General features: G+C 40.8%; 20 protein-coding genes and 2 pseudogenes. 6 read left to right on the top strand and 16 right to left on the bottom strand.

Annotated elements, in window-relative coordinates:
• Positions 1 to 57: 57 nt before the first annotated feature.
• A complete protein-coding gene (locus EIZ37_RS24830; RefSeq protein WP_134687450.1) occupies positions 58 to 837 on the bottom strand; it encodes an ArsR/SmtB family transcription factor in 780 nt (259 codons plus the stop codon).
• A gap of 243 nt (positions 838 to 1,080) precedes the next feature.
• Here EIZ37_RS24830 and EIZ37_RS24825 point away from each other — a divergent pair, with 243 nt between their 5' ends.
• Both EIZ37_RS24825 and EIZ37_RS24820 read left to right on the top strand, forming a co-directional pair.
• Positions 1,081 to 1,656 carry an NADPH-dependent FMN reductase gene (locus tag EIZ37_RS24825; RefSeq protein ID WP_134687449.1) on the top strand — a complete coding sequence of 192 codons (576 nt, stop codon included), beginning with the start codon at positions 1,081 to 1,083 and terminating at the stop codon, positions 1,654 to 1,656.
• Between the two features lie 7 nt (positions 1,657 to 1,663).
• Positions 1,664 to 2,530: an arylamine N-acetyltransferase family protein gene (locus EIZ37_RS24820; RefSeq protein ID WP_134687448.1), complete on the top strand. Its 867-nt coding sequence runs from the start codon at positions 1,664 to 1,666 to the stop codon at positions 2,528 to 2,530.
• A 395-nt stretch (positions 2,531 to 2,925) separates the two neighbouring features.
• On the opposite strand, the gene EIZ37_RS24815 is transcribed toward EIZ37_RS24820, so the two are convergent.
• Positions 2,926 to 3,369: an SgcJ/EcaC family oxidoreductase gene (locus EIZ37_RS24815; RefSeq protein ID WP_205683888.1), complete on the bottom strand. Its 444-nt coding sequence runs from the start codon at positions 3,367 to 3,369 to the stop codon at positions 2,926 to 2,928.
• Positions 3,370 to 3,606: 237 nt separating this feature from the next.
• Between EIZ37_RS24815 and EIZ37_RS24810 the strand changes: the two genes are divergently transcribed.
• A complete protein-coding gene (locus tag EIZ37_RS24810; protein WP_235828221.1) occupies positions 3,607 to 4,107 on the top strand; it encodes a MarR family winged helix-turn-helix transcriptional regulator in 501 nt (166 codons plus the stop codon).
• A 140-nt stretch (positions 4,108 to 4,247) separates the two neighbouring features.
• Here EIZ37_RS24810 and EIZ37_RS24805 read toward each other — a convergent pair whose 3' ends face one another.
• Together EIZ37_RS24805 and EIZ37_RS24800 are read right to left on the bottom strand one after the other, a co-directional pair.
• Positions 4,248 to 6,092 carry a right-handed parallel beta-helix repeat-containing protein gene (locus EIZ37_RS24805; protein ID WP_205683887.1) on the bottom strand — a complete coding sequence of 615 codons (1,845 nt, stop codon included), beginning with the start codon at positions 6,090 to 6,092 and terminating at the stop codon, positions 4,248 to 4,250.
• Between the two features lie 119 nt (positions 6,093 to 6,211).
• Positions 6,212 to 7,441 (bottom strand): MDR family MFS transporter, encoded by a 1,230-nt coding sequence (locus EIZ37_RS24800; protein WP_134687445.1) that lies wholly within the window; start codon positions 7,439 to 7,441, stop codon positions 6,212 to 6,214.
• A 199-nt stretch (positions 7,442 to 7,640) separates the two neighbouring features.
• Here EIZ37_RS24800 and EIZ37_RS24795 point away from each other — a divergent pair, with 199 nt between their 5' ends.
• Positions 7,641 to 8,066: a MarR family winged helix-turn-helix transcriptional regulator gene (locus EIZ37_RS24795; RefSeq protein WP_134687444.1), complete on the top strand. Its 426-nt coding sequence runs from the start codon at positions 7,641 to 7,643 to the stop codon at positions 8,064 to 8,066.
• 296 nt (positions 8,067 to 8,362) lie between these two features.
• Here EIZ37_RS24795 and EIZ37_RS24790 read toward each other — a convergent pair whose 3' ends face one another.
• The 12 genes and pseudogenes from EIZ37_RS24790 to EIZ37_RS24735 all read right to left on the bottom strand — a co-directional run bounded on the left by EIZ37_RS24790 (position 8,363) and on the right by EIZ37_RS24735 (position 22,735).
• Positions 8,363 to 8,560: an aspartyl-phosphate phosphatase Spo0E family protein gene (locus EIZ37_RS24790; protein ID WP_134687443.1), complete on the bottom strand. Its 198-nt coding sequence runs from the start codon at positions 8,558 to 8,560 to the stop codon at positions 8,363 to 8,365.
• Entirely contained in the window at positions 8,511 to 10,271 is a 1,761-nt protein-coding gene (locus tag EIZ37_RS24785; RefSeq protein WP_167569121.1) for a putative bifunctional diguanylate cyclase/phosphodiesterase, read from the bottom strand. Before EIZ37_RS24785 ends, EIZ37_RS24790 begins: the two co-directional genes overlap by 50 nt.
• A gap of 175 nt (positions 10,272 to 10,446) precedes the next feature.
• Positions 10,447 to 12,390: a DUF4077 domain-containing protein gene (locus EIZ37_RS24780; RefSeq protein ID WP_167569120.1), complete on the bottom strand. Its 1,944-nt coding sequence runs from the start codon at positions 12,388 to 12,390 to the stop codon at positions 10,447 to 10,449.
• Positions 12,391 to 12,395: 5 nt separating this feature from the next.
• Entirely contained in the window at positions 12,396 to 13,184 is a 789-nt protein-coding gene (locus EIZ37_RS24775) for an SDR family NAD(P)-dependent oxidoreductase (protein ID WP_134687440.1), read from the bottom strand.
• Positions 13,171 to 13,677 carry a hypothetical protein gene (locus EIZ37_RS24770; protein ID WP_134687439.1) on the bottom strand — a complete coding sequence of 169 codons (507 nt, stop codon included), beginning with the start codon at positions 13,675 to 13,677 and terminating at the stop codon, positions 13,171 to 13,173. Before EIZ37_RS24770 ends, EIZ37_RS24775 begins: the two co-directional genes overlap by 14 nt.
• A gap of 445 nt (positions 13,678 to 14,122) precedes the next feature.
• Positions 14,123 to 15,637: pseudogene (locus EIZ37_RS24765) on the bottom strand (methyl-accepting chemotaxis protein); the annotation flags it as partial.
• A gap of 343 nt (positions 15,638 to 15,980) precedes the next feature.
• Complete coding sequence (locus EIZ37_RS24760) at positions 15,981 to 16,931, bottom strand: methyltransferase domain-containing protein (RefSeq protein ID WP_134687437.1); 951 nt, start codon at positions 16,929 to 16,931, stop codon at positions 15,981 to 15,983.
• Positions 16,932 to 17,085: 154 nt separating this feature from the next.
• The gene (locus EIZ37_RS24755) at positions 17,086 to 17,523 is read right to left on the bottom strand and encodes a GNAT family N-acetyltransferase (protein WP_235828220.1); all 438 of its coding nucleotides are present in this window, start codon (positions 17,521 to 17,523) and stop codon (positions 17,086 to 17,088) included.
• A gap of 738 nt (positions 17,524 to 18,261) precedes the next feature.
• Positions 18,262 to 18,819 carry a DUF1697 domain-containing protein gene (locus EIZ37_RS24750; RefSeq protein ID WP_134687436.1) on the bottom strand — a complete coding sequence of 186 codons (558 nt, stop codon included), beginning with the start codon at positions 18,817 to 18,819 and terminating at the stop codon, positions 18,262 to 18,264.
• A 353-nt stretch (positions 18,820 to 19,172) separates the two neighbouring features.
• Positions 19,173 to 19,676: a DinB family protein gene (locus tag EIZ37_RS24745; RefSeq protein WP_134687435.1), complete on the bottom strand. Its 504-nt coding sequence runs from the start codon at positions 19,674 to 19,676 to the stop codon at positions 19,173 to 19,175.
• 109 nt (positions 19,677 to 19,785) lie between these two features.
• A complete protein-coding gene (locus EIZ37_RS24740; protein WP_167569119.1) occupies positions 19,786 to 20,721 on the bottom strand; it encodes a helix-turn-helix transcriptional regulator in 936 nt (311 codons plus the stop codon).
• 352 nt (positions 20,722 to 21,073) lie between these two features.
• Positions 21,074 to 22,735, bottom strand: coding sequence for a recombinase family protein (locus EIZ37_RS24735; RefSeq protein ID WP_167569118.1), 1,662 nt, complete (start codon positions 22,733 to 22,735; stop codon positions 21,074 to 21,076).
• Between the two features lie 369 nt (positions 22,736 to 23,104).
• Here EIZ37_RS24735 and istA point away from each other — a divergent pair.
• Positions 23,105 to 23,857 (top strand): annotated as a pseudogene (gene istA, locus EIZ37_RS24730) (IS21 family transposase); the annotation flags it as partial.
• 107 nt (positions 23,858 to 23,964) lie between these two features.
• On the top strand, positions 23,965 to 24,162 hold a 198-nt coding region (locus tag EIZ37_RS26810; RefSeq protein WP_407921170.1), incomplete at its 3' end, for a Mu transposase domain-containing protein.

Raw genomic sequence — 24,162 nt, 5'->3', positions numbered from 1 at the left:
GAAAAACCCCAGTAAAATATGGGGTTTCTCGTCAGTCTGACGGCATTTCTGCCGTTTTCAAATATCGCCAATTAACTGCGATCCTGTCTCTAACAGTGTTTTCATACCGGACAATACGACTGGCAAACCAGCTTCCAATACGCTTGACGTATTCGGCGCATCCTCGAACTCATCGTGCACCACGGTCACAAGCGTCACGCCGGAAAACTCGGCATGAGGATCGATTTCCCATGTCAAACGGGAAGGTTGCTCATCCGCTGTCTCGGAGAGCGAGAGTAACCGCCAGGTCATGACCAGCTTGCGAGGCGGCTCTACCATGAGAAGCTCCCCTCTCGCCTGCACCTCTCCTTGAGGATTCACTATTTCATATGGACTTCCGGCTTTCCATTCCGCGCGAATCGCCCCATTATACCAATACTTGGATGTCATCGATGGATTGGTCAGGGCGTTCCATATTTGTTCAGGAGTCGATTTGATCGCGATGCGGTTCACATGACGAGGTTTATTTTGTCCCAATTCCAATGCACTCTCCATTTCTGTTTTTAAGAGCGTTAGTCCTGAAATCCACGGTTCTGTGAATTTGCTCACCCATCGTTCGTAAATTTGGCGAATCGAAACAGGATTCAGGTAATGAAGTTTCTCCCTGCCAACCTTGCGAGTCGTCACCAATCCCGCATCCTCCAAAACATGAAGGTGCTTCATAACTCCGAAGCGAGACATCTGCAGATGGTTGCACAAATCGCTTAGTGTGCGGCCATCCGATGCGTGCAGAAGATCAAGCAGCGTGCGGCGGCTTGGATCGGCCAACGCTTTAAAAATATCGTTATCGCTCTCCATCGGACGTGCCTCCATACATACCAAAAATGTGAATGCCGAAACTTTAGCTGTTTATGATTGACATGTTACCATGTAGTAACATATATTAAAAGTGACCATTTGGTAACGTATTTTTGCAGCGTTTGTTTGCCTGCCGGCAGCAAGCAAACGCATTCATCTGCTTAAGGTGAAGGAACGGAAATGATGAGTTCCTTCCCCCGTAGTAAGCGTAAACAATAAATCGCAAAGTGAGGTCATCCTGACATGCATATTACCTTGATCGCGGGCAGCAACCGCAAAAACGCAGTGAGCACGAACATTCTCCGCTATATGGAAACGCTTTTGACAAACAAAGGCATTTCGGTTTCTTTTGTTGATCTGCAAATCGTTCAGTTGCCCCTGTTTTCGCCAGACTCAGAAACGCTTCATCCGAATGTCGAGACATTCTTGCAAACGGTAAAAAGCGCAGATGGGTTGATCCTTGCCACTCCTGAGTATCACGGCTCCCTTTCAGGTACACTCAAGAACGCGTTGGATTATTTGGACGCAAGCCTCGTTTCAGGTAAGCCCGTCCTGACAGTCAGTTCGGCAGGCGGTCCGCTCGGAACCGGTTCACTCACGCACCTGCAAAGCATCGTGCGAAATCTGCATGGCATTCATTGCCCGGAATGGCTATCGATTGGTGCTGGCTTCCATGGTTTCGATCAGGATGGCGTCCCTACGGATGAGGAATTGAAGCTAAGGATCAAAAGCGCCGTCCAACTCTATATTGATCTTGCGAGGAAATTAAGCCCCGGAGTCACTTCACTGCTTCCAGCAGCAAGTAAAGCAATGAGGTGAAGAAAAGATGATGACGAGCGACGAAATAAAGTCTTACCTAAAAAGGCTGGGGATCACAGAGATCCAACCTCCCACTCTTCCCTATCTGTTCGAACTTCATAAGGCTCACGTGCAATCGATTCCCTGGGAAACCATTGACATCGTGGCCGGGAATCCCGCATCGATCGATATTCAAGATTCGGTCAATCTTATGATTACAGGCAGAAGCGGCTATTGTTTTCACTTGAATGGTGCATTTAGTGAACTGCTTCGTTCCCTCGGCTACCGTGTATCTTGGCATCGGGCAGGCGTTCAGCCACTCGGACAAGAGCCGCGGATAAACTCCTTTCATCTCGGGTTAACCGTCAGCTTGGAAAATGATCAGCAAGAGGAGCAACGCTGGATCGTCGATGTTGGATTAGGCGATATGCCCTACGAGCCGCTTCCGCTTCAAATGGGGGTATATGAGCAAGGCCCTTTCCAATACAAGGTTGCGTCATCCAGTGTTGATCTTACAGGTTGGCGGCTTGAGCACGATCCTCGTGCTTCCTTTATCGGTGTTGATTACGCACATGAGCCCTTGCAAAGCCTGGAGGAGTTTACGCCCAAACATGAATTTTATAGCCGATCATTGGATTCACCCTGGATCCATTTATTTCTAGTTCGACAGAGACATGCTACGGGAAGCAACGAGCTCAGGGGGTGCATATGGAACCGGAGGGAAGGTGACCACATTGAAAAAATGGAGCTTCGTACAAAATCACAGTGGCTAGACGTGTTGGGAGATGTGTTTCACGAACACTTGGTGAATTATAGCAAGCAGGAGCAGGACGAATTATGGAAGAGAGTATGGAAACTGCATGAGGAATGGAAAAATAGAGCTGGGGTAAGCTGAAACATCGAATCAATTGTCTCCATCATCGCTGCGATTAACCAAAAGAAATAGACCGCCCTCGCCAAGGTTACGGTCTATTTCCTGATCGCTTATCCGAAGCCGACCGCCTTTGAAGCGGGCTACTGTGCCGGGGAGCCGTGTTACCGCACGGCTCCTTCTTTAGCTTTATTATACAATTTCCAATTTATGCATGCAAGATTTCGGAGCCAGACAAAAACGCAACCTGTAATAGCAGCGTGGCTTTTTTAGGTCTGGTGAAGCATAGCGAGGATGGAAGCGCTGACCTTTACTCTGGCACCGATCCCGCGCGAACCACCCGATATCAAGACTGTCTTTCCACTGAATCCGCAATCCATTTTCATCCTTCATTCTTACGGATGATCGCTTGCCTTCCGCTACTTGCTTATTTTCATGAAAATCTTTTGCAGCAGACTCGGTCCGGAAATCCTGCTGTTTTGAAACGCGGCAATTCTCCATTTGCCATTTTGTTTCACAACGATGTTGGTGTTGATGGAGTCTCTTCTACTCGGCGCTTTCTTCTGCCATCTCAATTTGACAACTCCAAGCCCATGAAAGATCGCCATGTCCGGTGAAATGAAACGGATGTTCTTGATCTCCCCTTCCAGTGTCGATCCCCTCAATACACTGTTCCAAAGCGCTTGATGGGTTTCGGCAATCGCTTTACTCCCCTGCAGGTGTTCTCCCTGATAGGTCACATAGTCGGCATCTTCCGTGAAACAAGAGCCATATGCAGTACCATCCCCTTTGTCCCAAGCCGATTTCAACTTCTCAAATAGGGATTCAATCTCTTTCACGTCATTTGCATCGCGCTGTTCCATGTTTATCTACTCCTTTACTAGGTTCAACCTAACGCTCACGACAATTTTGCCGATTCCCTGCTTAATGGGTGAACTTTCATACAATGGGGTCGCTCCTTTCTCTCGGGGGTTTCAGAAAATGGCTTGGCATTATTCTTTGTGATATACTTATGTTCAGATAAAGCTTAATCAACATTAATTCTTAATTCATAAATCATCTTAATCAATTAAGATAAAATTAACACGGAGGTTTTTGCTTTGTCAACTGACCATGTTAACTCTGAGGATCTCAGTCTGCCTTCAACCCAACAGGCTCTGCTCCAGGAATTGCGGTTAAACAGCGCGCGTGCCGTCATGTTTCATCAACTCATCTCCGAGAAATTGGGGCTCAATGCCACCGACCACAAATGTCTGGATTACCTGACTCGCACCGGGCCTGTGACGGCCGGCCAGTTGGCTCAGTTAACCGGCCTCACAACGGGAGCCGTTACAAATGTAATTGATCGACTGGAACAGGCAGGCTATGTGATTCGGGATAAGGACCCGGCAGATCGAAGACGCGTAGTCGTCAAGCCCGTGCCGGCTAGGTCAGCTCACATTGCCCCCATGTTTCAATCGGTCATGAAATCAACCCTTCAGATCATCTCCCACTACTCTGACCAGGAGCTGCAGGTAATTCTGAAATTCATTAAGCAGTGCAATGATATGACGTTAGACGAGATGAACAAGCTGAAAAAGGAACAAGACGCCATGCCGTGAGCTGGTCGCGGAAACCCTGTCCTGCTTCATCGAAAAGCAAAAAACACGCCTGATTTGGCGTGTTTGCTTTTTATGTATGGTGGAGCATAGCGGGATCGAACGGCTGACATCTACACTGGCGGTATAACATATGGCAGCTTTTAGAGAGTTTTTCTGAATATGGGTGAATGGCTCCAAACCTTGATACAACTGGCCTTGCCTAGTTGGTAAAATGCTCCGAGTCCGGCTGATTTTAATGTGATTGGCACATAAAAATTAGAGATGACTTGATTATCTAAAATAGTGGCACGTCTCAAATTGATGGCTTGTTTTACATTGATAATCAAAAACGGTTGGGTGGAAAAGACGGTATTGAATATATTTTCTGATATGGTTACATCGTCATACCCTTTTTGTATGCGAATGATATTATTGGCAAATCTGCCAGGGGTAAACTTGTTTTTCTTAATGGCAATTCCCTTTGTCACGCTAGGTTCCTTAGGATCATGCTGCAGGATCATCCCAAATGACCTTTCGTAAAAAATATCATTGTTCGCAATGGATATGTTATTTCCCCCGATTGCAACAATTCCATTCTGATTAGCTGCTATCTTATTCGCCGATATCTCAGCATTATGGAGTTTTATCAGTAGCATTCCTGTCTCAGCATTTATAAAAGTGTTATCCACAACATTTATTGCAGCTTCTGGTTCTTTCCATAAATCAGTCATAAATCCATAAGCAACATCTGTTACTCTATTATTCGAAATGGTAATATCCCCAATTGCACTCTCAAGAATCTTGATTCCGCAGGAACTCCCTGGCACTCTGGTTGCTGCTCCCATGATAGTATTTTCGTAAATTTGATAATGCTTGCCACGCACCCAGATGCCACATCCAACAAATGATTTTCCGATGTCCAGGATGGTATTGTGATGAATACGAATATTTTCACCCGTACCATGAGCTTCCAATGCTGCTGATTGCGGGTCAATGACAGTATTGCGATAATACTCAAAGTCCTTATTTCGATAACGACGATCTGCACCGGAAATGGCATGCTTTCCATTGATAAACATCGAATCATGTACTTTTATATGATGTCCAGCTACATTTACACCATAGCCGATTTCCATTTCATCAGATAAAAAGCCCTCGGTATAAACATTTGAAATTTCGATGTCAAAACCGCTAATTGAGATCCCGGTAAGATTTTGTCCTTTTCCAATCAATCTTACGTTTTGGATGTTGGCATTCTTGACAAAATCAAGGAAGACACCATTTTGCCGTCCGTTTTCTTTCAATTCGAATGTGAGCCCTTCCATATGGAAATTTTGTAGTGGACGATAAATGAATAGCTTCACATCATCATTGGCCTGATTCTCTTTGCGCGCACGTAAATTCGTTTCTATACCGCTATCTAAATGAATCGTTCGTTTCTTCCGATCAATCGAAGTAATATACCGTAATGACCCGTGTTTGTAACTTGGAGCCCATGTGTCTCCTTTTTCAGTGGTAACCATAACCAGATCGTTCTCTTGAATCACATCGATATCTACCGTACCAGGTATCTCCAAAAACTTCTGGCCTTTTCGAATATCACGTTCATATGGTATATGCGTAAGAACCGTTTGCTTCGACAGATCTGTATTTACCAGAGAACGTTTCCTTACCACGTCTGCGCCAAAGCTAACTTCATATTTTGGATGGTTTGAAAGAAGCACCGCGGAGTTCCCCATTAATTTCAGATTGTTCCCTTTTACCTGTATCGTATCAACTAGATAACGGCCTAGTGGAAAATAAACGGTACCTCCCGTCTTTGCTGCTTGGTCCAAAGTGCCTTGAATCGCGTTCGTATCATTGACGATACCATTCCCTACTGCTCCCCCCTCCTTCACATTGTAAACGGGGAGTTTCATATCGATCATAATCGTATTTGAGACAGCCGCTCTTGCCACTTGTTCCATAAAAAATAGTAAAACCAATAGCAGTATCAATTGTTTCATACTCATTATCCCAACCTTACATTTTTGCACGATTCTCGTTATCTAACCTTCAGCGACACTTTTACTATTATCTGCACGCGGAAAGAACCTGAAAAAGAGGTCGAAGCTCCTGAACGCCCTTATCCTTCTAAATTTTTACGGCTGTGAATTCTTATCCCCAACCAAAAAAAAATGATGCTAACTAGTATTGTTCCTGCTAACAAAGTGAAAGCGACTTCACCCCCCCAAGTATCAATCCATATACCACTCAGCCACGGCCCTAAAAAGCTGCCCATAATTGTAATATTCTGGGCTCCATAATAGGTACCCCTTAGATCATCTGGCGTAACGCTATCAAGCAATCTAAATTCTGATAAAACTACAATAATTTCTCCTACAGTAAAAATAGCCATACTAAGTGCGAAAGAGTACCAATAGTATGAAAATGCAATTCCAACCATTCCAATAGCACAAAAAATACAACCTATTACTAAACCATGCACAGGTTTTTGGACATCCACCCACTTACTGATCGGCAATTGCAATAATATAACACCAATTGCATTTACTCCCACCGTTAATGATATGACCTGAGCAGCATTTTCCAATCTGCTTTCTGTAACGAAAGCAAGAGGTACACTCCACTGTCCCTCCACAAAGTTAACGAGAATGCCTCCTGCAATAAGCGAAAGAATTACCGAATCTGATGCAACTGTTTGTAATGACTTTGCAAATGAAACCTTGGATGAACCGTTGTTCCCTCTACTTCCTTGGGTGTTAATGAGGTTATCCCATTTTTTATATTCCTTATCCAGACCAAGCATAAACATTAAATGGATAGCACCAGCTATTAAAAAGGGTAGATTAGCGTAATCACTGTTAACAAACCATGCTCCTATGATTGGTCCAACCGCATAAGCACCGTTTACAATTACGTAACGAATCGAGAAAACTCTGACTCGCTTTTCTTCTGGAGTCACATCGCCAATTAATGCTTTCGCGGTTGGCACGAAGAAGGCTTGGCTTACTCCACTTAGAATTACCAAGACTCCCAGTAATATAGGATACGTTGTTAATCCAATCGCAAAGAGAAATATGCCTGTACTAAAAAGAGAGCCAAGGAGAATTCTTTTCCTACCAAATTTGTCCGATAAGGCTCCTCCCATAACTCCACCAACTGTCGACGCTAAGGGGCCACATCCTACAAGTATCCCGATTTCAGCGGCCGAGAGATTTGAGTACTTCATGAGGTAAAGCGGCAAAAAGAGCAAACTCATCGCATTCACGGTAACCATAAAAAACGTGCCAATGAAAAGGGTCCTAACCAAGGGATGAATCCCCTTCCATTCACTCAATGTAATCTTACTCATTCATAACTCCTTTTCGTAATAGAAAATACAAAGGTATTGATGAAAAAGATACTGGTTCTGTGATGTCAAATAAAACAAGGTCGGATTTGTATCGGACTAACGGAACTTTAAGCCTGCACTTCTAAACTTCCTAGTATTTATTTCATTGTATATATACAAATCTTTCATGATACAATAAACATTAAAAAAGGTGAGCAAAATGAATCCGGTATTATTTCGAGACTTTGCCAATGAAATTATTAAGATGTCCGGCTTACTGGGAACAGAGAAATCATTCGTGGAGGGACTTACTCCCAAGCAAGTACATATTTTACTAGAAATTGGTTCAAATATTTATCGCCATGGTGATCTAGCCAAAGTTCTAAATGTTGACCCCTCTACACTGACACGAACACTCGACCCACTTGTACGAGCCGGGATTGTAAACAAAGAGCTCAATCCAGCAAACCGTAGAGAAGTGTTAATTCAAATAACCAACAAAGGCAAAACAGTACTCAAAGAAATCAATGGAAAATTCGACCAATTTTTCTCCCTTATTTTAAACAGAGTACCAAAAGAACAATTGGATCAGGTCGGGGCAAGTATTCAGCTTCTGCTTACAATTATCAAAGATATGACCCGTTAGACAGACTTAGAGAACAGCTTACATTATAGTCCTTTAATCTTTCTCTAACGAGTTCAAAATCAGCTTCTAGTTGAAATAGTATAGTGAGGTTGCTTGATGCTGATATTCTCTTTTTTGTTGCGTGATATAAATTTGGCTTCATATGCTTTATGTACATCATGATCTCTATTGTGGGTGGAGTGAAAGCTTTGATTCGTAACATAGTATTTAATATGCCGATTAAATCTCTAACCGCCGTAACTTCATCATCATCAGGTAAATCCTCAATTTTTTGAATTAATTCCTGTATCATCCGTTTATTGTATTCCATTTAACGACTTCTCTCTTATTGGATAGTTATTACCATGTGTTAACTTGATATACTCAACAATAAGCTTATCCAACTCTTGACTCACCGATAGAACCTCATTGTCACTGAAGGAACCTTTTTCCTCGACAAGCAGATCAAGTTGAGTCTGCAGTGCTTTTATCTTGTTTCGTAAGCTCCATAGCATATAAATTAACTCCCTTTCTTTTTTGTTCTCTTAAATAATGAACCAGATGATTAAACGGCATCGGTTTCGAGGCTAAATAACCTTGATAATAATCGCATTTATTCCGTTTAAGAACTTCTAAATGTTGGGGGGTTTCTATACCTTCAGCAATGACACACTTCTGAAGTTCATGACTAATAGATATAATTGCTTTTATGATTGCTTCGTCTTCAGCCTTCCCACTCTGTATAAAAGACTTATCAATTTTTACGTTATGGATTGGTAATCTCTTTAAATAATTGAGGGACGAATATCCTGTACCAAAATCATCTATCGATATCCTAACCCCCATATGCGCAATATCGCTTAATACCTTCTTAGTAGCATCATTATTTTTGACGATGACACTTTCCGTAATCTCCAGTTCTAACCATTCCGCCTTTAGTCCAGTTGTTCGTAGAATTCCGCGTATTTGCTTGGTCAAATTTCTGTTTTCCAATTGTAAAGGAGATACATTAACCGCTATTTTTTTAGGCGCTATCTTAAATTCATGCAGTTTTTTGAAGTCATCACAGGCTTTTCTCATTATCCATAAACCTATTGAACTAATCAGTCCTGTTTCTTCCGCGATTGGGATGAACTCCGTGGGTGATACCCAGCCTTTCCGGGGATGGTTCCACCTAATGAGGGCTTCTAGACCACTTATCTCAGCGGTATTGGTGTGAATGATTGGTTGATAATAGATCTCCAATTCTCCTTGTGAAATTGCTTTCTTTAGATCCTTTCCGAGAAAAAAACGTTCGATTTTGGAAGACTCCATTCCTCGTTCATAAAATCTATATGTATTTCCCCCTGCTTTTTTTGCTCGATCGAGGGCAGTATTGGCATTCCTCAATAATTGCTCAAAAGTTTGTCCATCATCAGGAAAAATAACACTTCCTATACTTGCACTAACTTCAAATACGTCATGCCCAAAATAAAAAGGAGCATGAAACAATAGTAAAATTTTCTTCACTAGTCGTGTAACATCTCGCTTTTGAGTTACCTCATTAATAAATACTGCAAATTCATCCCCTCCCAATCTTGCAAGAAGCCCCTCTTGGCTAATGGAAGCAAGTAGTCTAACCGCCACCTCTCGTAATAAACGGTCAGCTAAACTTTGACCGAAAGATTCATTTATTTGAGAAAATCGATCGATATTTACGATAAGTAACGCTTTTTTATTTAACAAAGTTCCAACTGTATTTAACTCTTCTTTACATTTGTTGAAAAAATAAATACGATTTGGTATGTGCGTTAATTGATCGATGAATATTAGTTCATTTACTTGTTTTTTTTGAGCAGTAATATCTCTTGATATACCGATATGACCGCAAATGCCTCCATGTTCGTCTACCAATGGAGATATTGATACATGTACAAAAATACGTGTACCGTCTTTTTTTATTCGCGTTGTTTCCCACCCTTGTACCTTGTATCCGTTGTTTACTTTTTCGTGAAGAGATACCACTTCATTTTGTAATTCTTCGGGAATGATCGGCAGCTGCTTTCCGATAATTTCGGAAGACTTCCAACCATAAATACTTTCAAAGGAATGATTGACCTTTAATAGATTTCCATGTAGGTCGACTATATCTACAGCATCAGTAATATGATCGATAAACACATCAAATTGTCTAGAGAATTTCTGATCCCGTGAGTAAAGCTCTCCAGAGTTACATATCTTGTTCAACTCAATCTCTACCCCCAACATCAATCGAAATGATCCGATATTCCCCTGGTTTAGACTTCCTATGTAACCCTCTCCTTTATTTACGTTTCATTTCCTTTATCATCTTAGAATGTATATCGTCATAAATAATAGTGACGGACTGTCATTGTTTACAATGAAAAAACCTCGTAGTCGATTACGAGGTTTTTTCATTGACTTCCATCATGATTCCTAATTTTTCAGCTTTCTCAATTGCCTGTTTTTTATGTTGAACATTTAATTTCGCATAAATACTTGAGATGTAATTCCGTATGGTACCTTCTGTTAAGAACAGGTTGGCAGCAATCTCCCGATACTTCAATCCACCTGCAAGCATTTTTAATATTTGTAATTCCTTATCTTTCAAACCATAATGATTTACCATTTCCTGATATACAATTTTCCGTTCAAGTCTTTTTAGGTTTTCGCTTTTAAGAATGTGGTTGGCAAGTAGTGAGTATGTCTCTTTTGATATCAACCTTCCACCACTGCATAAAAAACGAATGGACATCACTAAATTTTGCGGACTTGTCGATTTTAACAAATATGCGTCCGCACCGGCTTCAAGAGCTGCGGCCACTGATGCAACATGATGTTCATGTGTAAGCACAAGAACTCGTACGTGTGGGTACAATTCTTTTATGATTCTTGTCGTTTCCACACCATCCAACTCATGCAAGGATACGTCAATGATTACAATATCGGGCGGCTGATTACATCTGCAATACGATACAGCATCTTCGCCACTACCAAAAAGGTTTATGACAGTCATATCCTCTTCACTGTTCAAGAACATTTCGATTCCTTGTCGTACGAAGGGTTCAGAATCTACTATCAGAACTTTAATATCATCGTTCCTATTTGTTTTCTGAGGTAATTCAAGCGTGACAATTGACCCCTTCCCCGGAAAGTAAGATATCTGAAACCTCCCATGCAAATCATTAACTCTTGATTCTATATCTGAAAAAACAGATCCATATCGTTCACTAACTTCTTTCCCCATTCCATTATCACTTATTTGAATGGTAATATTGTCTGGTTGAAAATGAATGGTAATGGAAGCTTCCGTTGCAGCACCAAAGTTTGCATTGATTAATGATTCCTGAATTCCTCTTAATATTACATAGAAGTATGGCCGATAAATCTCCTCCTCCTTGTTCATAATATGAAGGTTAATGTTCATTCCAGCGCTTTCAGCAAATCGATTAACCATGCTTTTTATTGCCTCTATCACATTCAGTGACTTTTGATCCGTAAATACTTGCGATAGGTTTGTTTGAAAAGTTTGGATCGCAACTGTCATGAAGTCAGCAGCTTGCTTTATTTTTTTCGCATCTTTTTTATCGAATAGGTACGTAATTGATTCGATTTCAAAAATAATAGAAGCTAGCGATTGTCCTAAAGTATGTTGAAGTTGCTGTGCGATCCGATTTCTTTCTTCCCTCTGAACAAGGGATTCAACTTGTGATGTATATTCTTCCAATACTTTCTTTTGATTTTTAATGATATTTAATTGGATGTTATTTTCATCCAACAGTTTTTTTATTTCATTTTTGTTCTTCAGGATTAGTGCATAGCTCCCCCCGATTTTCGTAATTGCCCACAAGACAACCGTCGTTTCAAATAATATACCTAGCGGAATGTTAACCGTCTCCAACCTCAAAAATGGAACAAAAAGATCCCCTCCAAAAACACGGATTAGGAGAGTGAAGACAAGTGATATCATTCCGACAAACAAGATTAGGTAGCCATCAAGATATATGAGGGATAATGCGATGTTAAAATATACAGTCTGATAAACCTCTGGCAGATGATTAAAAATACATATTTGCATGATCGTATGCATCATAAGAAGTGTCATCATGATATATTTGTATATTCCACTTAAATACGGTATACGAATGATGAATAACCCCAAAAGAATTATCAAAAGACTACTGGCCAAAAATAAAAGATGTTCCATGCTAGTAAAAGCATTATTTTGTAAGACATTTCCTTCAGCCATGGTATAGGTGACTATAACAACAAACACCAACAAATTGTTCTTCTGCGTTTCTTTTTCCAGATTTACAAAGCATTTTTGTTTTATCCAATACAACATTTCCTCTAGTGCCCCTTCAATTTCCAGAATCCACCTAGCGTGTATTGAAGCCATTTTCTGGGGAGAAAGCGTGTTACAAATAGACTGATGGAAAGCTTCTTTTCAGGTATCACGATTGACTTCTTTTTCTGTAATGCCTGGTACCCAGCCTCCGCCACTACTGACGGAGATATACTAAATTGATGATAAACATCCTCTATACTCTCCATATGAGCTGCCCTTGCAAAATTGGTTTTCGTAGGTCCCGGACACAGTGCCGTAACCATAATGTCTCCCTTCCCTTCCAATTCGGTATTCAAGGACTCAGTAAATGAGAGTACATACGCTTTTGATGCAGCGTATACACTCAATAAAGGAGTGGAAACAAAAGAGGCAATGGAAGCGACATTAATAATTCTCCCAAAATTCCGATTAACCATATCCTGTAGGAAAAGATGCGTCAGTTGGGTGAGAGTCGTCATATTTAATTGAATCATCTCTAACTGCTTTTGGAGGTCCAACTCGATAAAACGACCAAGAAGTCCAACACCCGCACTATTAATGAGAATATCAACATGCTTATCTTGGTTTTTCACTTCGTTGTATACGTCTTCTGCAGAATGGGGCAGTGATAGATCTTTTTCGATCAGCGTAATGGATACATCAAATCTTGACAGTTCATCCCGAATCTCCTCTAATCTCTTTAGATTTCGTGCAACAAGGATGAGGTCTATCTTTTCTTTCGCTAATATCTTTGCGAACTCATATCCGATCCCACTGCTTGCCCCCGTTATGAGAGCACTATAATTTTTCATGAACGCTCTCCCCTGCTTTGGTTGATTTCCTCAAATGGCTAATGAGTAATATCGACCCCATGAGAATAAAGGCTAGGAGTGAGAGGATCATGAACCTTGGCAAAAAGGTCACCGCAATTGCTGTCCATGCAAAAAGTAAGGAGAGGGGACTCGTTGCTCTTACTAAATGATAGATCATGCCAAAGAAACCAGAACGAATTAAGAGCGTGGATTCCAGGAGTAGTAATAATGGATTCATAATCGTCCCAAAAAACAAGGGATAGACAATATAGTTTGGGAACGGCGTTTTAACTGAATATTCCAGCAGATAAACAAACCCTGCGGCAAAAGCCTGCGTAAAGAAATCAAGATGTGCTGATTTCAGCTTTCTTTGATTCGTAAAGAAGTTTTTGATTGTTGAGTTCTTTTGGTAATGAACAGCGGCAAGAGGTAGAGAAAGGATCAAACCAATCATGAAGGACAGCAGCCCCCATTGTAAGAGTTGAATATTCATGTTCATTCTCCTTATCGATAGACATCTTTAATGTAACAATTAAATGGATGCTTCTATTACTATACATGCGTACCGTATTTCGATAACTCTTCATTACAATGCAGAAATAAACATTGTATGTATACAACAATAATTATTCAATATATTATTGTCAAATGTTAATGTTGTATAAATACATTTTTTTTATTATACAACAATAGTAGATATTGAAAAAAAGAAGACCTCAATCATTGTTGAGGTTTATTCCAGTACATAAGCAAAGTATTACATTTGTTTGTCATTTTTAATGGACTACGTTCAAGAAATTTTCTCCAATGTTACACGTAGTTATTTGTTCCACATCTAGAATTGTAATATATCTATTATCAAAACTTACTATTGCTATGGTGACTTTCTCATCATTCATAAAAAGTGTTGTGGATTGAAGCATGCGTTCTCGTCCCCATCAGACTTTGACACCCCAATTTGACTCATTTTGTTTAACCATATCTTCCAATTCATCAATTGTACTTCTAACACTGTCTAGTGCATGAACGGAGATTTTGATGCGATTTGACTCTTCCTCGACACTTGCCAATACTTCTTCCGTTGCCGCAGAAGTCTCTTCTGTAACACTTGATACGATGGAAATATCCTCTACGATGCCCGACGTTTTTTCCTTGAAGTCCTGCTGATGCTGTACAATCGTTCCCATGATGTCATTGATGTCTGTGATAAAAGAGCTTAATTGGTCCACATTTGAAAATACACTTTCCAAGATCTTATTATTTTCTCTTTGTACATTTTCTCCGCGTTGAATTTTACCTTCTATTATTTCCGCATGCTCCTTAAATTTTCTTAGAATCACTTGAATATTTTCTGCGGACTCTTGGGACTTCTCGGCTAGCTTTCTAACCTCATCAGCTACCACTGCGAAACCTCTTCCTTGTTCTCCTGCTCGCGCTGCTTCGATGGCTGCATTCAGTGCAAGTAAATTTGTTTGAGATGCGATGTCGGTAATCAATGTAACAATCTCATTAATTTTTACCGATTGCTCTGTTAAATCTCTTACAACTTGACCAGTCTCATTTACAACAGCAGTTAGCTCTTTCATATTATTCTCGAAGGAAAATATCTCTATTTTGCTTGAATTTGCTAAAGCAAGACTCTGATTAATATTCCCGGCTACTGATTTTACATTTTCTAGAATCGATGAGGTTATGACTTCCATTTGATTAAGTTGTTCAGCTGATTGAGTCACACTTTCCGCCTGACTCTGTGCGCCAATAGCTATTTCCTTAAAAGCTAATTTTATTTCGTCAGTAGAATTGGAAGAAATCATTACATTTTCTTTTAATGTTTGAAAGTTATTTTGCAGTTGTTTCACAGTGCTTTCGATTAGTACAGCCGTATTCGCCAACTGCTGCGTCCTTTTGGTAGCTTCATCTTTTTCTTTCAGCATTAATTTTGATAAAAAATGGCCGATTTGTGTAGCTGCCCACAATATGACTGTGGTTTGAAGAATAAGACCAGTAGACACATTGGCGATTTCTGCAGGACGTGATGGAAAGAAGATATCATGCCAATAGCTATAGCCAAGGTGTGTAAATATCCAAAGAGTAAGCCCAGTAAACCAAATTAGTCTGCCATTTAAGTAAATTAATGATATTGCCAGTGTAAAATAGATAACTTCAAATACTGGTGGTAGAACATTAAAAATCCACAATTGTACAATCGTATAAACAATATTAAGCCCTGTCATAATGTATTTAAATGAAGATTCAAGCGCTCTGATTCGATAAATGATCATTCCTGTGATAAAAATAACAACTGCACTTGAAAAGAAGATCAGGTTTGGCGTGCTTGCAAATGGAAGATTTTTTAATACATTCAATTCCCCGTAACCATACACAATAAAAAAGATAAGTAACAATAATTTATTCTTGCCGTGGTCACTACCTAAGTTCGATAAAAAATTCGCCTTAATCCAGTTAAACATAAAGTTCTCCTTCTCTGATGGATTTGGTATGACAGAATTCCAGAAGACATTAATACTGAAACGTGATATAGAGTTTCAACCCAAGCTTATTACTTTCGCTGTCATATACGACAGTGAAATATAGTCATGAAAAATAATGACAAGTTTAATAAATATCTTCACCATCATGTATAAGGTTCAAACAAGCCCTGTTCGCTTCCTATTACATTTTCTATCTATACCTCTCCCTTTCCATCTTTCGCGTTGCTCTATGTCCTCCCTCATCACCACGATATGGTCATCATTAGTAGTGACACACCTTCACAAAATTGCCCTCTTTAATCGCCTAGTGCAACTTGATGATCTGAGTGGAATATAAGGTATGCGTTTTTATAGATTTTCGTTTCACCTCATATTGTTGTTCAGACAATAAATCTTCTATGAACGGCAGACCAGGAGCATAGAAAAAGCTGCCGCCCTTTCGGAGAGAGAGCAAAAAACTCATATAAGCCTTTGCATATTTTTCTGGCACGCCGTCAATTCGCATGTGATGGTGTATAAAGTGGTTAGTAAAAGCCATATGCGAGATAATGGTTCCCCAACCGCTCCTGCCATATTGCAATATGTCCGTCAGTTCCAACCAATCTGCTTCCTTTAGATAGGAGTCTGCTTTCTCTATATTTCGATCTATCCCATACGCTTGAAAGCCTTGATTTCGTAAATAGGTAACCAAATTTCCACTTGTGCCACATCCGATATCCAAGACAGGTTCCCACAACTCTGTTAGATCGATTCCCAGCATTTGAAGCTGAAACTCGGGAGAATACTGGGAGCAAACTATTAACTGCTGTGGATCATCTGGTATGATCTCTCTATCTTGAATTTGCTGAAGATAACTTCTTAATCGAGATGAATGCTCCGATAAGATACGATGAAGCTCATCTTTAAGTTTAGTCACCTGATTGCTTTGACTTAACAGGTTGTAAAGTTGGTTTATAAACAGGGAATATTCCTGGTGAAGAGCAGCCTTATCAAATATTGAAAGATTGATAAATTGATTCAAATGATAAATGACTTGAATTGTCCGAGTAGTTAAGTAACTAACTAGCTTCTCACAATTTCCTTCTTCGCTGATATATTTCAAGATGTTTTTTTTATTTCTGCATATCTGATCCGGAAGGTTTGGGCTTAATCGAAGTTGCAAAGTGTGAGGATGTAGCTCCCAATAAGCTCTAGAACAATTCATTTGATATTGCAGATCGACCAACTTTTTGACGAACTCCTCTACTGCTACCATATTAAAACCTCCTTGAGGAGACGATTCCAGATTGCTTCTTTTCGTTAAGGATTGTTCAGGTGAAATAGGAGCATTCGGTGAATTTGATGGTGAGAAGTAAACGTATTTTTCCGTATCTGTTACAGCCACCTTAATATCTTCATCACGAACATACTTAGTAATCCCATTCGTTTTTTAAAAGAGAGAAACAACGCTGGTCCACGTGTTTGCCGTGCATAAACGAATAACCTCGTAAAATCCCATCTTCGGTAAACCCAAGTTTCTGTAAAAGATGGATGGAAGGAGTCGCATCTAGGCTTGTGAAAGCTTCAATTCGAAACAATCCCATGTCTTCAAATCCAAAACGAATGACTCTCTTCAATATTTCAGTCATATATCCTTGTCTCCAGTATTTCTGACCCAAATCATAGCCGATTTCCCCACGGGAACCACGATTTACATCCCAACCATTGTAACCACAAGTACCAATCAGGGTATTGTCATCCTTTTTGAAAATTCCCCATCTAAACGCTTGATTATTTTCATACAGGTCGTTCATCAACACGATAACCTTCTCTGCTTGTTCAATAGTAGTAAAAGGTTCTATGCCCATATCTTTTGTAACCGCTGCATCAGAAAATATCTTGAAATCTTGAATAATGCAGAAGCATTATCAATGGTCATCTGACGCAATTCAACTCGATCTGTTTCTAAAGAGGGGAATGTATCAAAATTCATGTAGTATCATACCTTTCAGTAATTTAGAAAATTTACACCAATAACACGACTTTCAGCTTAGAAATTTGTCCATTCGAGTCTTGTAGAAATAATTGGTTACCATCTAGTCCTCCACATCTATCCAAAAGGAAACACTTGTTAATAACTCAATTAACGTTGCGCTCTTTACACGCTCTATAGTGTCAAAAATGGCAAATTGCCCTCTGCGGAAAGTCAGTTAACTATTTCTTTGATTTGTGAGGCCTCTTCATAAGAGATACTTTAACCCCGTTATGTGAACTAAATATGAACTGAATCAAGAAATAGTAAACTCTGCACATAATATTCGAAAAGCCACCTTTTCAGATTGCCCACAACTAGCACACGAAACAAAAAACCCTTGATTTCTTAAGGGGTTCAAATGGTGGAGCATAGCAGGATCGAATCTCTAACCTCTACACTCCCAGTATAGCGCTCTCCTACCGTAGTCGGTTTCAATGCCCAACTCACGATTACTTAAAAACTCATCACTGAACATTGCGTAACATAAGTGTCTTGTCATTTTTGATCTTCATCTTGCTTTGGTATTGTCTCAAAAAATAAGATTTATCGTTTAAATGATGATGTTTAACTTTCATCCTATCAATTGTTTTTCTGCTGTCAGCATAAGCTCATATATTTTACGTGTCGTATTTACATTCCTGACCGTCATCTGCTGATACAATTTCGTTCCAACCAACTTTGTCATGCTGCCTTTCGTCACGTTTATTTTGTCAATCGACCATAGAATCGCGCCTGGAGCATACTTCACCGTTTCGATCTCCGGTTTGAAGGTCAGCTTATCCAGAATGGATTCGTCATTGATATCTTCCCATAAAAAAAGGACATCGCTCTTCATTTTATCATCGTTTGTCCATGATTCGGGAAGCGAGGACATTACTTTCTTCATGTCTTCTAAACTAAGCACAAGCACCTTGATATGCAGTCCGAAGGTATCCAGAATAGCAGCTTCAAGAATATGCGCGATTTCATTTTTGGAGTGGCCAGCGGCAGTAAAAATGATGTTGCCCGAATTGATATACGTTACGACGTTTTTCATTCCGGCTTCCTCGAATGATTTTTTAAGTATTTTCATATCCACTTTGTTATTTCCGCCGACATTGATCCCGCGGAGCAGCGCAGTATAGACCATAATTACCTCCTGGATTGGTATCAGTTCAGAAGGAAGATATTTATCCTTGCATATCCATGTTAGCAGAAAACACCCAAAAAACGTATGGAATAAGATAAAAATGTCAGGACAAAGTTGATTCAAGAGAATAGGTTTAGCCAATCCAAAGTGAAAAGCCAGTTGCATAGATTAATAGTTTGCGCAAAATGGTTCGAACTAGGAAGCATTCTTCGCCGCTGTGCCTGAATATGCTTATCTATGGCAAAAAAACCTCCATCGCCATCGGATCGTCCAACAGAAGATGAAGGTTTTCGTGGAAAACTTCGTAAAAATTACACTCTTACATGAGCAAGTCAACCTCTAGCTGATGATCATCAAACAACAGGAGCTTCCATCCCCATTGCAGCCCATTCTTCTTTGGCAGGACCATAAATCCCGGGTATCGTTAAACCGGCTTGACGCATCAAGACCGTCATTTGACCGCGATGGTGAACCTCGTGCATCAGAAGAGCTCTTAATGTAAACCCGTTTTTCCAAGGTTCCCCATACAGGTCAACCTCCTGCTGCAAAGTTTCATCCGTCCATTGGGTACGGATCGCCTCCAGCATGGATTGAACGGCTGTCCGGTAGGTTGCGGCAATTTCGGCGGCCGATGCAGGCGGCTCGGAATAGGCATAAGGTGCATCGAACTGCAGCCCTGTGCGGTGAAGCATTTCTGGAATCGTGGTCACGATATGCCAGGCCAGTCTTCCGAGCGTCCGGTAACCGGGCAACACCTCCTGTTCTAAAGATGCGTCGGTCAAGAGGTCCAGCAGCTTCTGCGTGCCCTCCGCTTCGTAAGTGTACGCTTCGATAAAACTTTGCAACGATGTGTACATAATGATAGCCTCCTCGTCGTTTTTATCAGGCCTGGGATCTGCCCTGCCGTTTTAGTATGAACGAGGTCCACTGACAACGTATTGTCAGCAGAATTTGCCGATTTGAAAATTACTTGTACAATTCAACCATCCGCCTGGCTTGGCTGCTGATTTGATCGGCGAGAGACTTCGGCTCCAGCACGCGCAGATCCGGCCCGTAACTAAGCAGCATTCCGTAGAGCCAATTATCTTCCGGAAACTCTGACCTGACCAGCAGCCATCCATCCTCCTCCACCGTCATTTGCTCCGGGCAAAAGAACTCTTCAACCCGCACTCTCACTCTCGGATGAAAGCGAAGTACCATCGTGATGTATGACTGCGTGTCCCGCCACCTCCATCTGGCATCCAGATCTTCCAGACGCTCCTTCCGGGGTGGGAATACTTCCCTATCAACACGGAGCTTCCGGATGCGGGACAGCTTGAATGTCCGGCAATCCTTTCTTAGCCGGCAGTAGGCGTATAAGTACCACGCGTTTCCTTTCCAGGCAAGCCCTATCGGCTCAACGGATCTCTCCCCCGTATCTCCTTCGAGATTGGAGTACGTAAGACAAACGACGTTCCTGTTCCTGGCGGCTAGCCGAAGCTCAGCCAGCTTGTCCTTGTCCGCCTCCACACTCGTCCACGGGCTCACACCTATCATCAGCTGTTCCCCCACTTCTTCCATTCGATGCTGCTCGTTTTTGGCAATCAGCGCCCTGATCTTGGACAGCAGATGATCCATTTGCCCATCCTGCAGGGTCGACTGCATACCTTTTAGGGCAGTTACTATCGACGACAGATCATCGAGGGTAACGATCTGTCTTTCTATGCGAAATTCGTCCATAATCTCGTAGCCGCCGTCCACCTCCGCAAAAGATGCAATGGGGATACCCGCGGCATTGATCGCCTCGATATCCCTGTATATCGTGCGCAGCGAGACCTCAAACCGCTCGGCCAGTTCTTGGGCTCCCACTCTCTTGCGGCTGAGCAGAAGCATGGTGATACCCAGCAATCGTTGGAGCTTCAATGATAGGGACCTCCCTGGAAAAGTCTTTTCCATTATTTTACCAATCGTATCCTGCTGCATAAAGATTTCTTTCGGCTTATCGAAGCTTCGGCCGAGTACATGAACAACACAAAAAAGACCGCCCTCAGTCAAGGTTTGCGGTCTATTCCTAACCATATTATCGAAGCCGCCCGTCTTTGAAGCGGTCTCAGTGTCGGGGAGTCGTGTTACAGCACGGCTCCTTCTTTAGTTTTATTATACGGTTTCCAATTTATGCATGCAATATTCAAGTAATAGCAAAAACGCAGCCTGTATCTCGGCTGCGTTACATGTACCTGTATGGTGGAGCATAGCAGGATCGAACCGCTGACCTCTATACTGCCAGTGTAGCGCTCTCCCCCGACATCTGTTTTCTCAATTTCATAATCTCTTCGAATTGTGGCTTAAATTGCACACGAATACGATCTTTAAAAATTACAACTTTTTCAATCAAAGACTGGAGCATCATCTTTTTCTTTTCAAATAGTGCATTTTCAAAAACGTCCGACCATACAGGAATATGTTTTTGTATCATTTCAATACTCCTTGTTTGCTCATTGACTTCTCGTTCAATTTTCTCAAGTGCGGTAATTTCAACATTCATTGTGCTAATCTCCTGATTTTTTTGTTCAATCAAAGAATTAAGCAGTTCCGGTTTAAATGCTGATTTACCCATTAATGCCTTCGGTATCTCATTATTAAGCACTGATAGTTCCTGATAGTATTCCTCAATTTGTTTCTGTAACTGCTTTAATTTACTTACTATCTCCTTTTCATTTGCTTTTTTTCGTTTTTCTATATGACTGGTAAGATCTACTTGTTTGAGTTTATCCAGATAAATATTTACTTGCTTCAAAACAATGCCTTCAATCTTTTCTTGGCTATAGATGGTTTGACCATCACAATTGGTTGCATTAAGTGCTTTACCTGAGCAACGATACTTCGGTAATCGCTTTTTTTGTACTGTACCATCTGCCAATGTCCATGATTTATAGTTATAAGTGGTCGAGATAGCTGCACCGCAATGACCACAACGTGTTAGACCAGTAAGAAGTAATGGAGATTTTGTCGGGTTTACCAATTCCTTCTTCTTGGATACATTCTCAGGGTTCCTTTTTGTACGCATTTCTTGGACTTTATCCCAGACCTCTGCTGACACAATAACAAGTTCTTCATCTGGTGTATCTGGCGTAATCCAATTATCCCTTGATTGATTTATTGAACTTCCTGATTTTGCAGAACGTTTCCCATAAGCCATATACCCTTTGTATATCGGGTTCTTAAGGATAGTATTTAAAGTCGCAGTACTCCACCCTCCACCGTTTCTAGTTGGAACTTTTTTATCATTAAGATGCTTTGCGATTCTGTTTGCCCCATATCCAAATTCGTATACCAGATTAAAAATTTCTGATACGATTGCCGATTCGTTAATGTCACGTTCAAGTTTAAGTAATTCTTTTCCTTTTTTATTTACTTCTCCTGATTTCACATGGGAATAGCCATATGGTGGAGTGCCCCCACGGTAATAACCATCCTTAGCCATCTGTTCATGTTTTTCGCTAACACGAATTGAAATTTTTTCTGACTCTTCCCTAGCTCCACCAAATTTTATTGATGCCATTATTCGATCTTGAAAACTCTTTAAAGATAATTCTCCTTCTTTTGCAGACCATATTTTGATTCCCATTTTTATTAGTATTTCAGAATAATAGAGTGATTCGATATCTTGTCTGCCAATTCGGTCAAACATAAATACAAGTAATACATCGAATAAGCCCTTCTTAGCGTCTTTCATTACCCTCTGAAACTCATCACGATCTTCCATAGAAATTTTATAACCTGATATCCCTTTTTCGGAGTATTCACGGACTATTTCCCATTCCTGCTTATTAGCAAATTCACGACAAGCTCTTTTTTGCATAGGAATATCGTCTTGGTCTACTTGTTTCTTTGTAGAAACCCGATAAAGACAAGCGACACGCATTTTATCTGCCATATGTAATGCCTCCATTACATCATATTTCACTACCAATTATATCTAAATATATCACTAATTCATAACTAGTTGAGATTGAATATAATCATTACTCAATAATTGAATTATGTACTCTTCAATCTCGTCACTGTTCTCCGTGCCAAGAAACTCTAATTCTATCCACATCTTGTATTGCTCGTCATAACGAATTAGTATAGGTGTGAACATCAATTGTAAAATCCCCAATATAGTCATTTGAAAATTCCCCACTANCATCAATTGTAAAATCCCCAATATAGTCATTTGAAAATTCCCCACTAACATCAGACAATCTCTCCGAGAGGAGAGAGAATCTTGGTCAAGAATGGGGAGTTATTTGTGATTAAGGATATGAAACGGAAAGGAATGACGATCACCCAAATCTCCAAAGAGCTAGGAAGGGATCGTAAGGCAATCCGTAAATGGTTGAAAGAATCAGAAGCAAGATCTTATAAACGAAAATCCATAAGTAGCGGCGTACTGGATCCGTTTAAAAACTACATTCGGGGAAGAATGCAAGAAGGTTGTTTAAATGCAATCGTATTATGGGATGAGATTAAACAACAAGGTTACTCAGGAGGAATTACTATTCTTCGTCAGTTCATGCAACCGCTACGACCTACGGTCATATCCAAGGCCACAGAACGTTTTGAGACTTTACCTGGTAAACAAGCACAGGTTGATTGGGGAACATTCCGTGTGGATTGGATGGGCGAAAAGAAGCGAGTGTATGCGTTTGTAATGATTTTAGGATACTCAAGAATGATGTATGTAGAGTTTATAGAGGATGAGAAACTTGAGACGATTATGGGCTGCCATGTTCGAGCAATGGATTACTTCGGGGGAATAACGGAAACATGTTTGTATGACAACATGAAAACAGTTGTTAACGGTCAAGATGAACGCGGGCAAGTAATCTGGAATGAACGGTTTGCTGGCTTTGCTGCCCATCACGGTTTTATTTTGCAACGCTGCCGACCTTATCGTGCCCGTACGAAGGGAAAAGTCGAAGACGGTGTCGGTTACATAAGAAAGAATTTTTGGCCACGTGTCCGAACTTTCACTGGATTAAATGACTTGAATCTCCAAGTTCGTCATTGGCTCGATACGGTTGCCAATGTTCGTGTCCATGGCACCACTCACGAGGTGCCTCTGGTTCGCCTATTGAATATGTCGAAAGGCATATCCGTAAAGTTTCGAATGATTCATTGGTGTCGTATCAGGGTAACCGTTACTCGGTCCCTTATCAACATATTGGGTACCTTGTCCAGATACAAGATGATCGAAATGGAATTTTACGAATTTACCACGATAACAGTCAAATCGCTGAACATGTGAAAATTAGTGCTAGCCTGTACCAAGTTGCTGTTAATAAAAAACACTTCGAGGGAATACGAAGAACGAACAGT

Source organism: Brevibacillus migulae (assembly GCF_004521915.1).
In the GTDB taxonomy this organism is placed as follows: Bacteria; Bacillota; Bacilli; order Brevibacillales; family Brevibacillaceae; genus Brevibacillus_F; species Brevibacillus_F migulae.
The sequence above is the reverse complement of the archived record's forward strand: the minus strand, read 5'-3'. Positions and strand labels throughout refer to the sequence as shown.

Coding starts and splice junctions, on each gene's coding strand:
- EIZ37_RS24790 (WP_134687443.1), bottom strand. CDS start 8,560: ATGCTATGGAGCTTACGAAACAAGATAAAAGCACTGCAGACTCAACTT.
- EIZ37_RS24755 (WP_235828220.1), bottom strand. CDS start 17,523: ATGGGCATAGAACCTTTTACTACTATTGAACAAGCAGAGAAGGTTATC.
- EIZ37_RS24795 (WP_134687444.1), top strand. CDS start 7,641: ATGAATCCGGTATTATTTCGAGACTTTGCCAATGAAATTATTAAGATG.
- EIZ37_RS24815 (WP_205683888.1), bottom strand. CDS start 3,369: ATGGAACAGCGCGATGCAAATGACGTGAAAGAGATTGAATCCCTATTT.
- EIZ37_RS24750 (WP_134687436.1), bottom strand. CDS start 18,819: ATGGTCTATACTGCGCTGCTCCGCGGGATCAATGTCGGCGGAAATAAC.
- EIZ37_RS24780 (WP_167569120.1), bottom strand. CDS start 12,390: ATGTTGTATTGGATAAAACAAAAATGCTTTGTAAATCTGGAAAAAGAA.
- EIZ37_RS24825 (WP_134687449.1), top strand. CDS start 1,081: ATGCATATTACCTTGATCGCGGGCAGCAACCGCAAAAACGCAGTGAGC.
- EIZ37_RS24805 (WP_205683887.1), bottom strand. CDS start 6,092: ATGAAACAATTGATACTGCTATTGGTTTTACTATTTTTTATGGAACAA.
- EIZ37_RS24760 (WP_134687437.1), bottom strand. CDS start 16,931: ATGGTAGCAGTAGAGGAGTTCGTCAAAAAGTTGGTCGATCTGCAATAT.
- EIZ37_RS24735 (WP_167569118.1), bottom strand. CDS start 22,735: ATGGCAGATAAAATGCGTGTCGCTTGTCTTTATCGGGTTTCTACAAAG.
- EIZ37_RS24820 (WP_134687448.1), top strand. CDS start 1,664: ATGATGACGAGCGACGAAATAAAGTCTTACCTAAAAAGGCTGGGGATC.
- EIZ37_RS24745 (WP_134687435.1), bottom strand. CDS start 19,676: ATGTACACATCGTTGCAAAGTTTTATCGAAGCGTACACTTACGAAGCG.
- EIZ37_RS24770 (WP_134687439.1), bottom strand. CDS start 13,677: ATGAATATTCAACTCTTACAATGGGGGCTGCTGTCCTTCATGATTGGT.
- EIZ37_RS24800 (WP_134687445.1), bottom strand. CDS start 7,441: ATGAGTAAGATTACATTGAGTGAATGGAAGGGGATTCATCCCTTGGTT.
- EIZ37_RS24775 (WP_134687440.1), bottom strand. CDS start 13,184: ATGAAAAATTATAGTGCTCTCATAACGGGGGCAAGCAGTGGGATCGGA.
- EIZ37_RS24830 (WP_134687450.1), bottom strand. CDS start 837: ATGGAGAGCGATAACGATATTTTTAAAGCGTTGGCCGATCCAAGCCGC.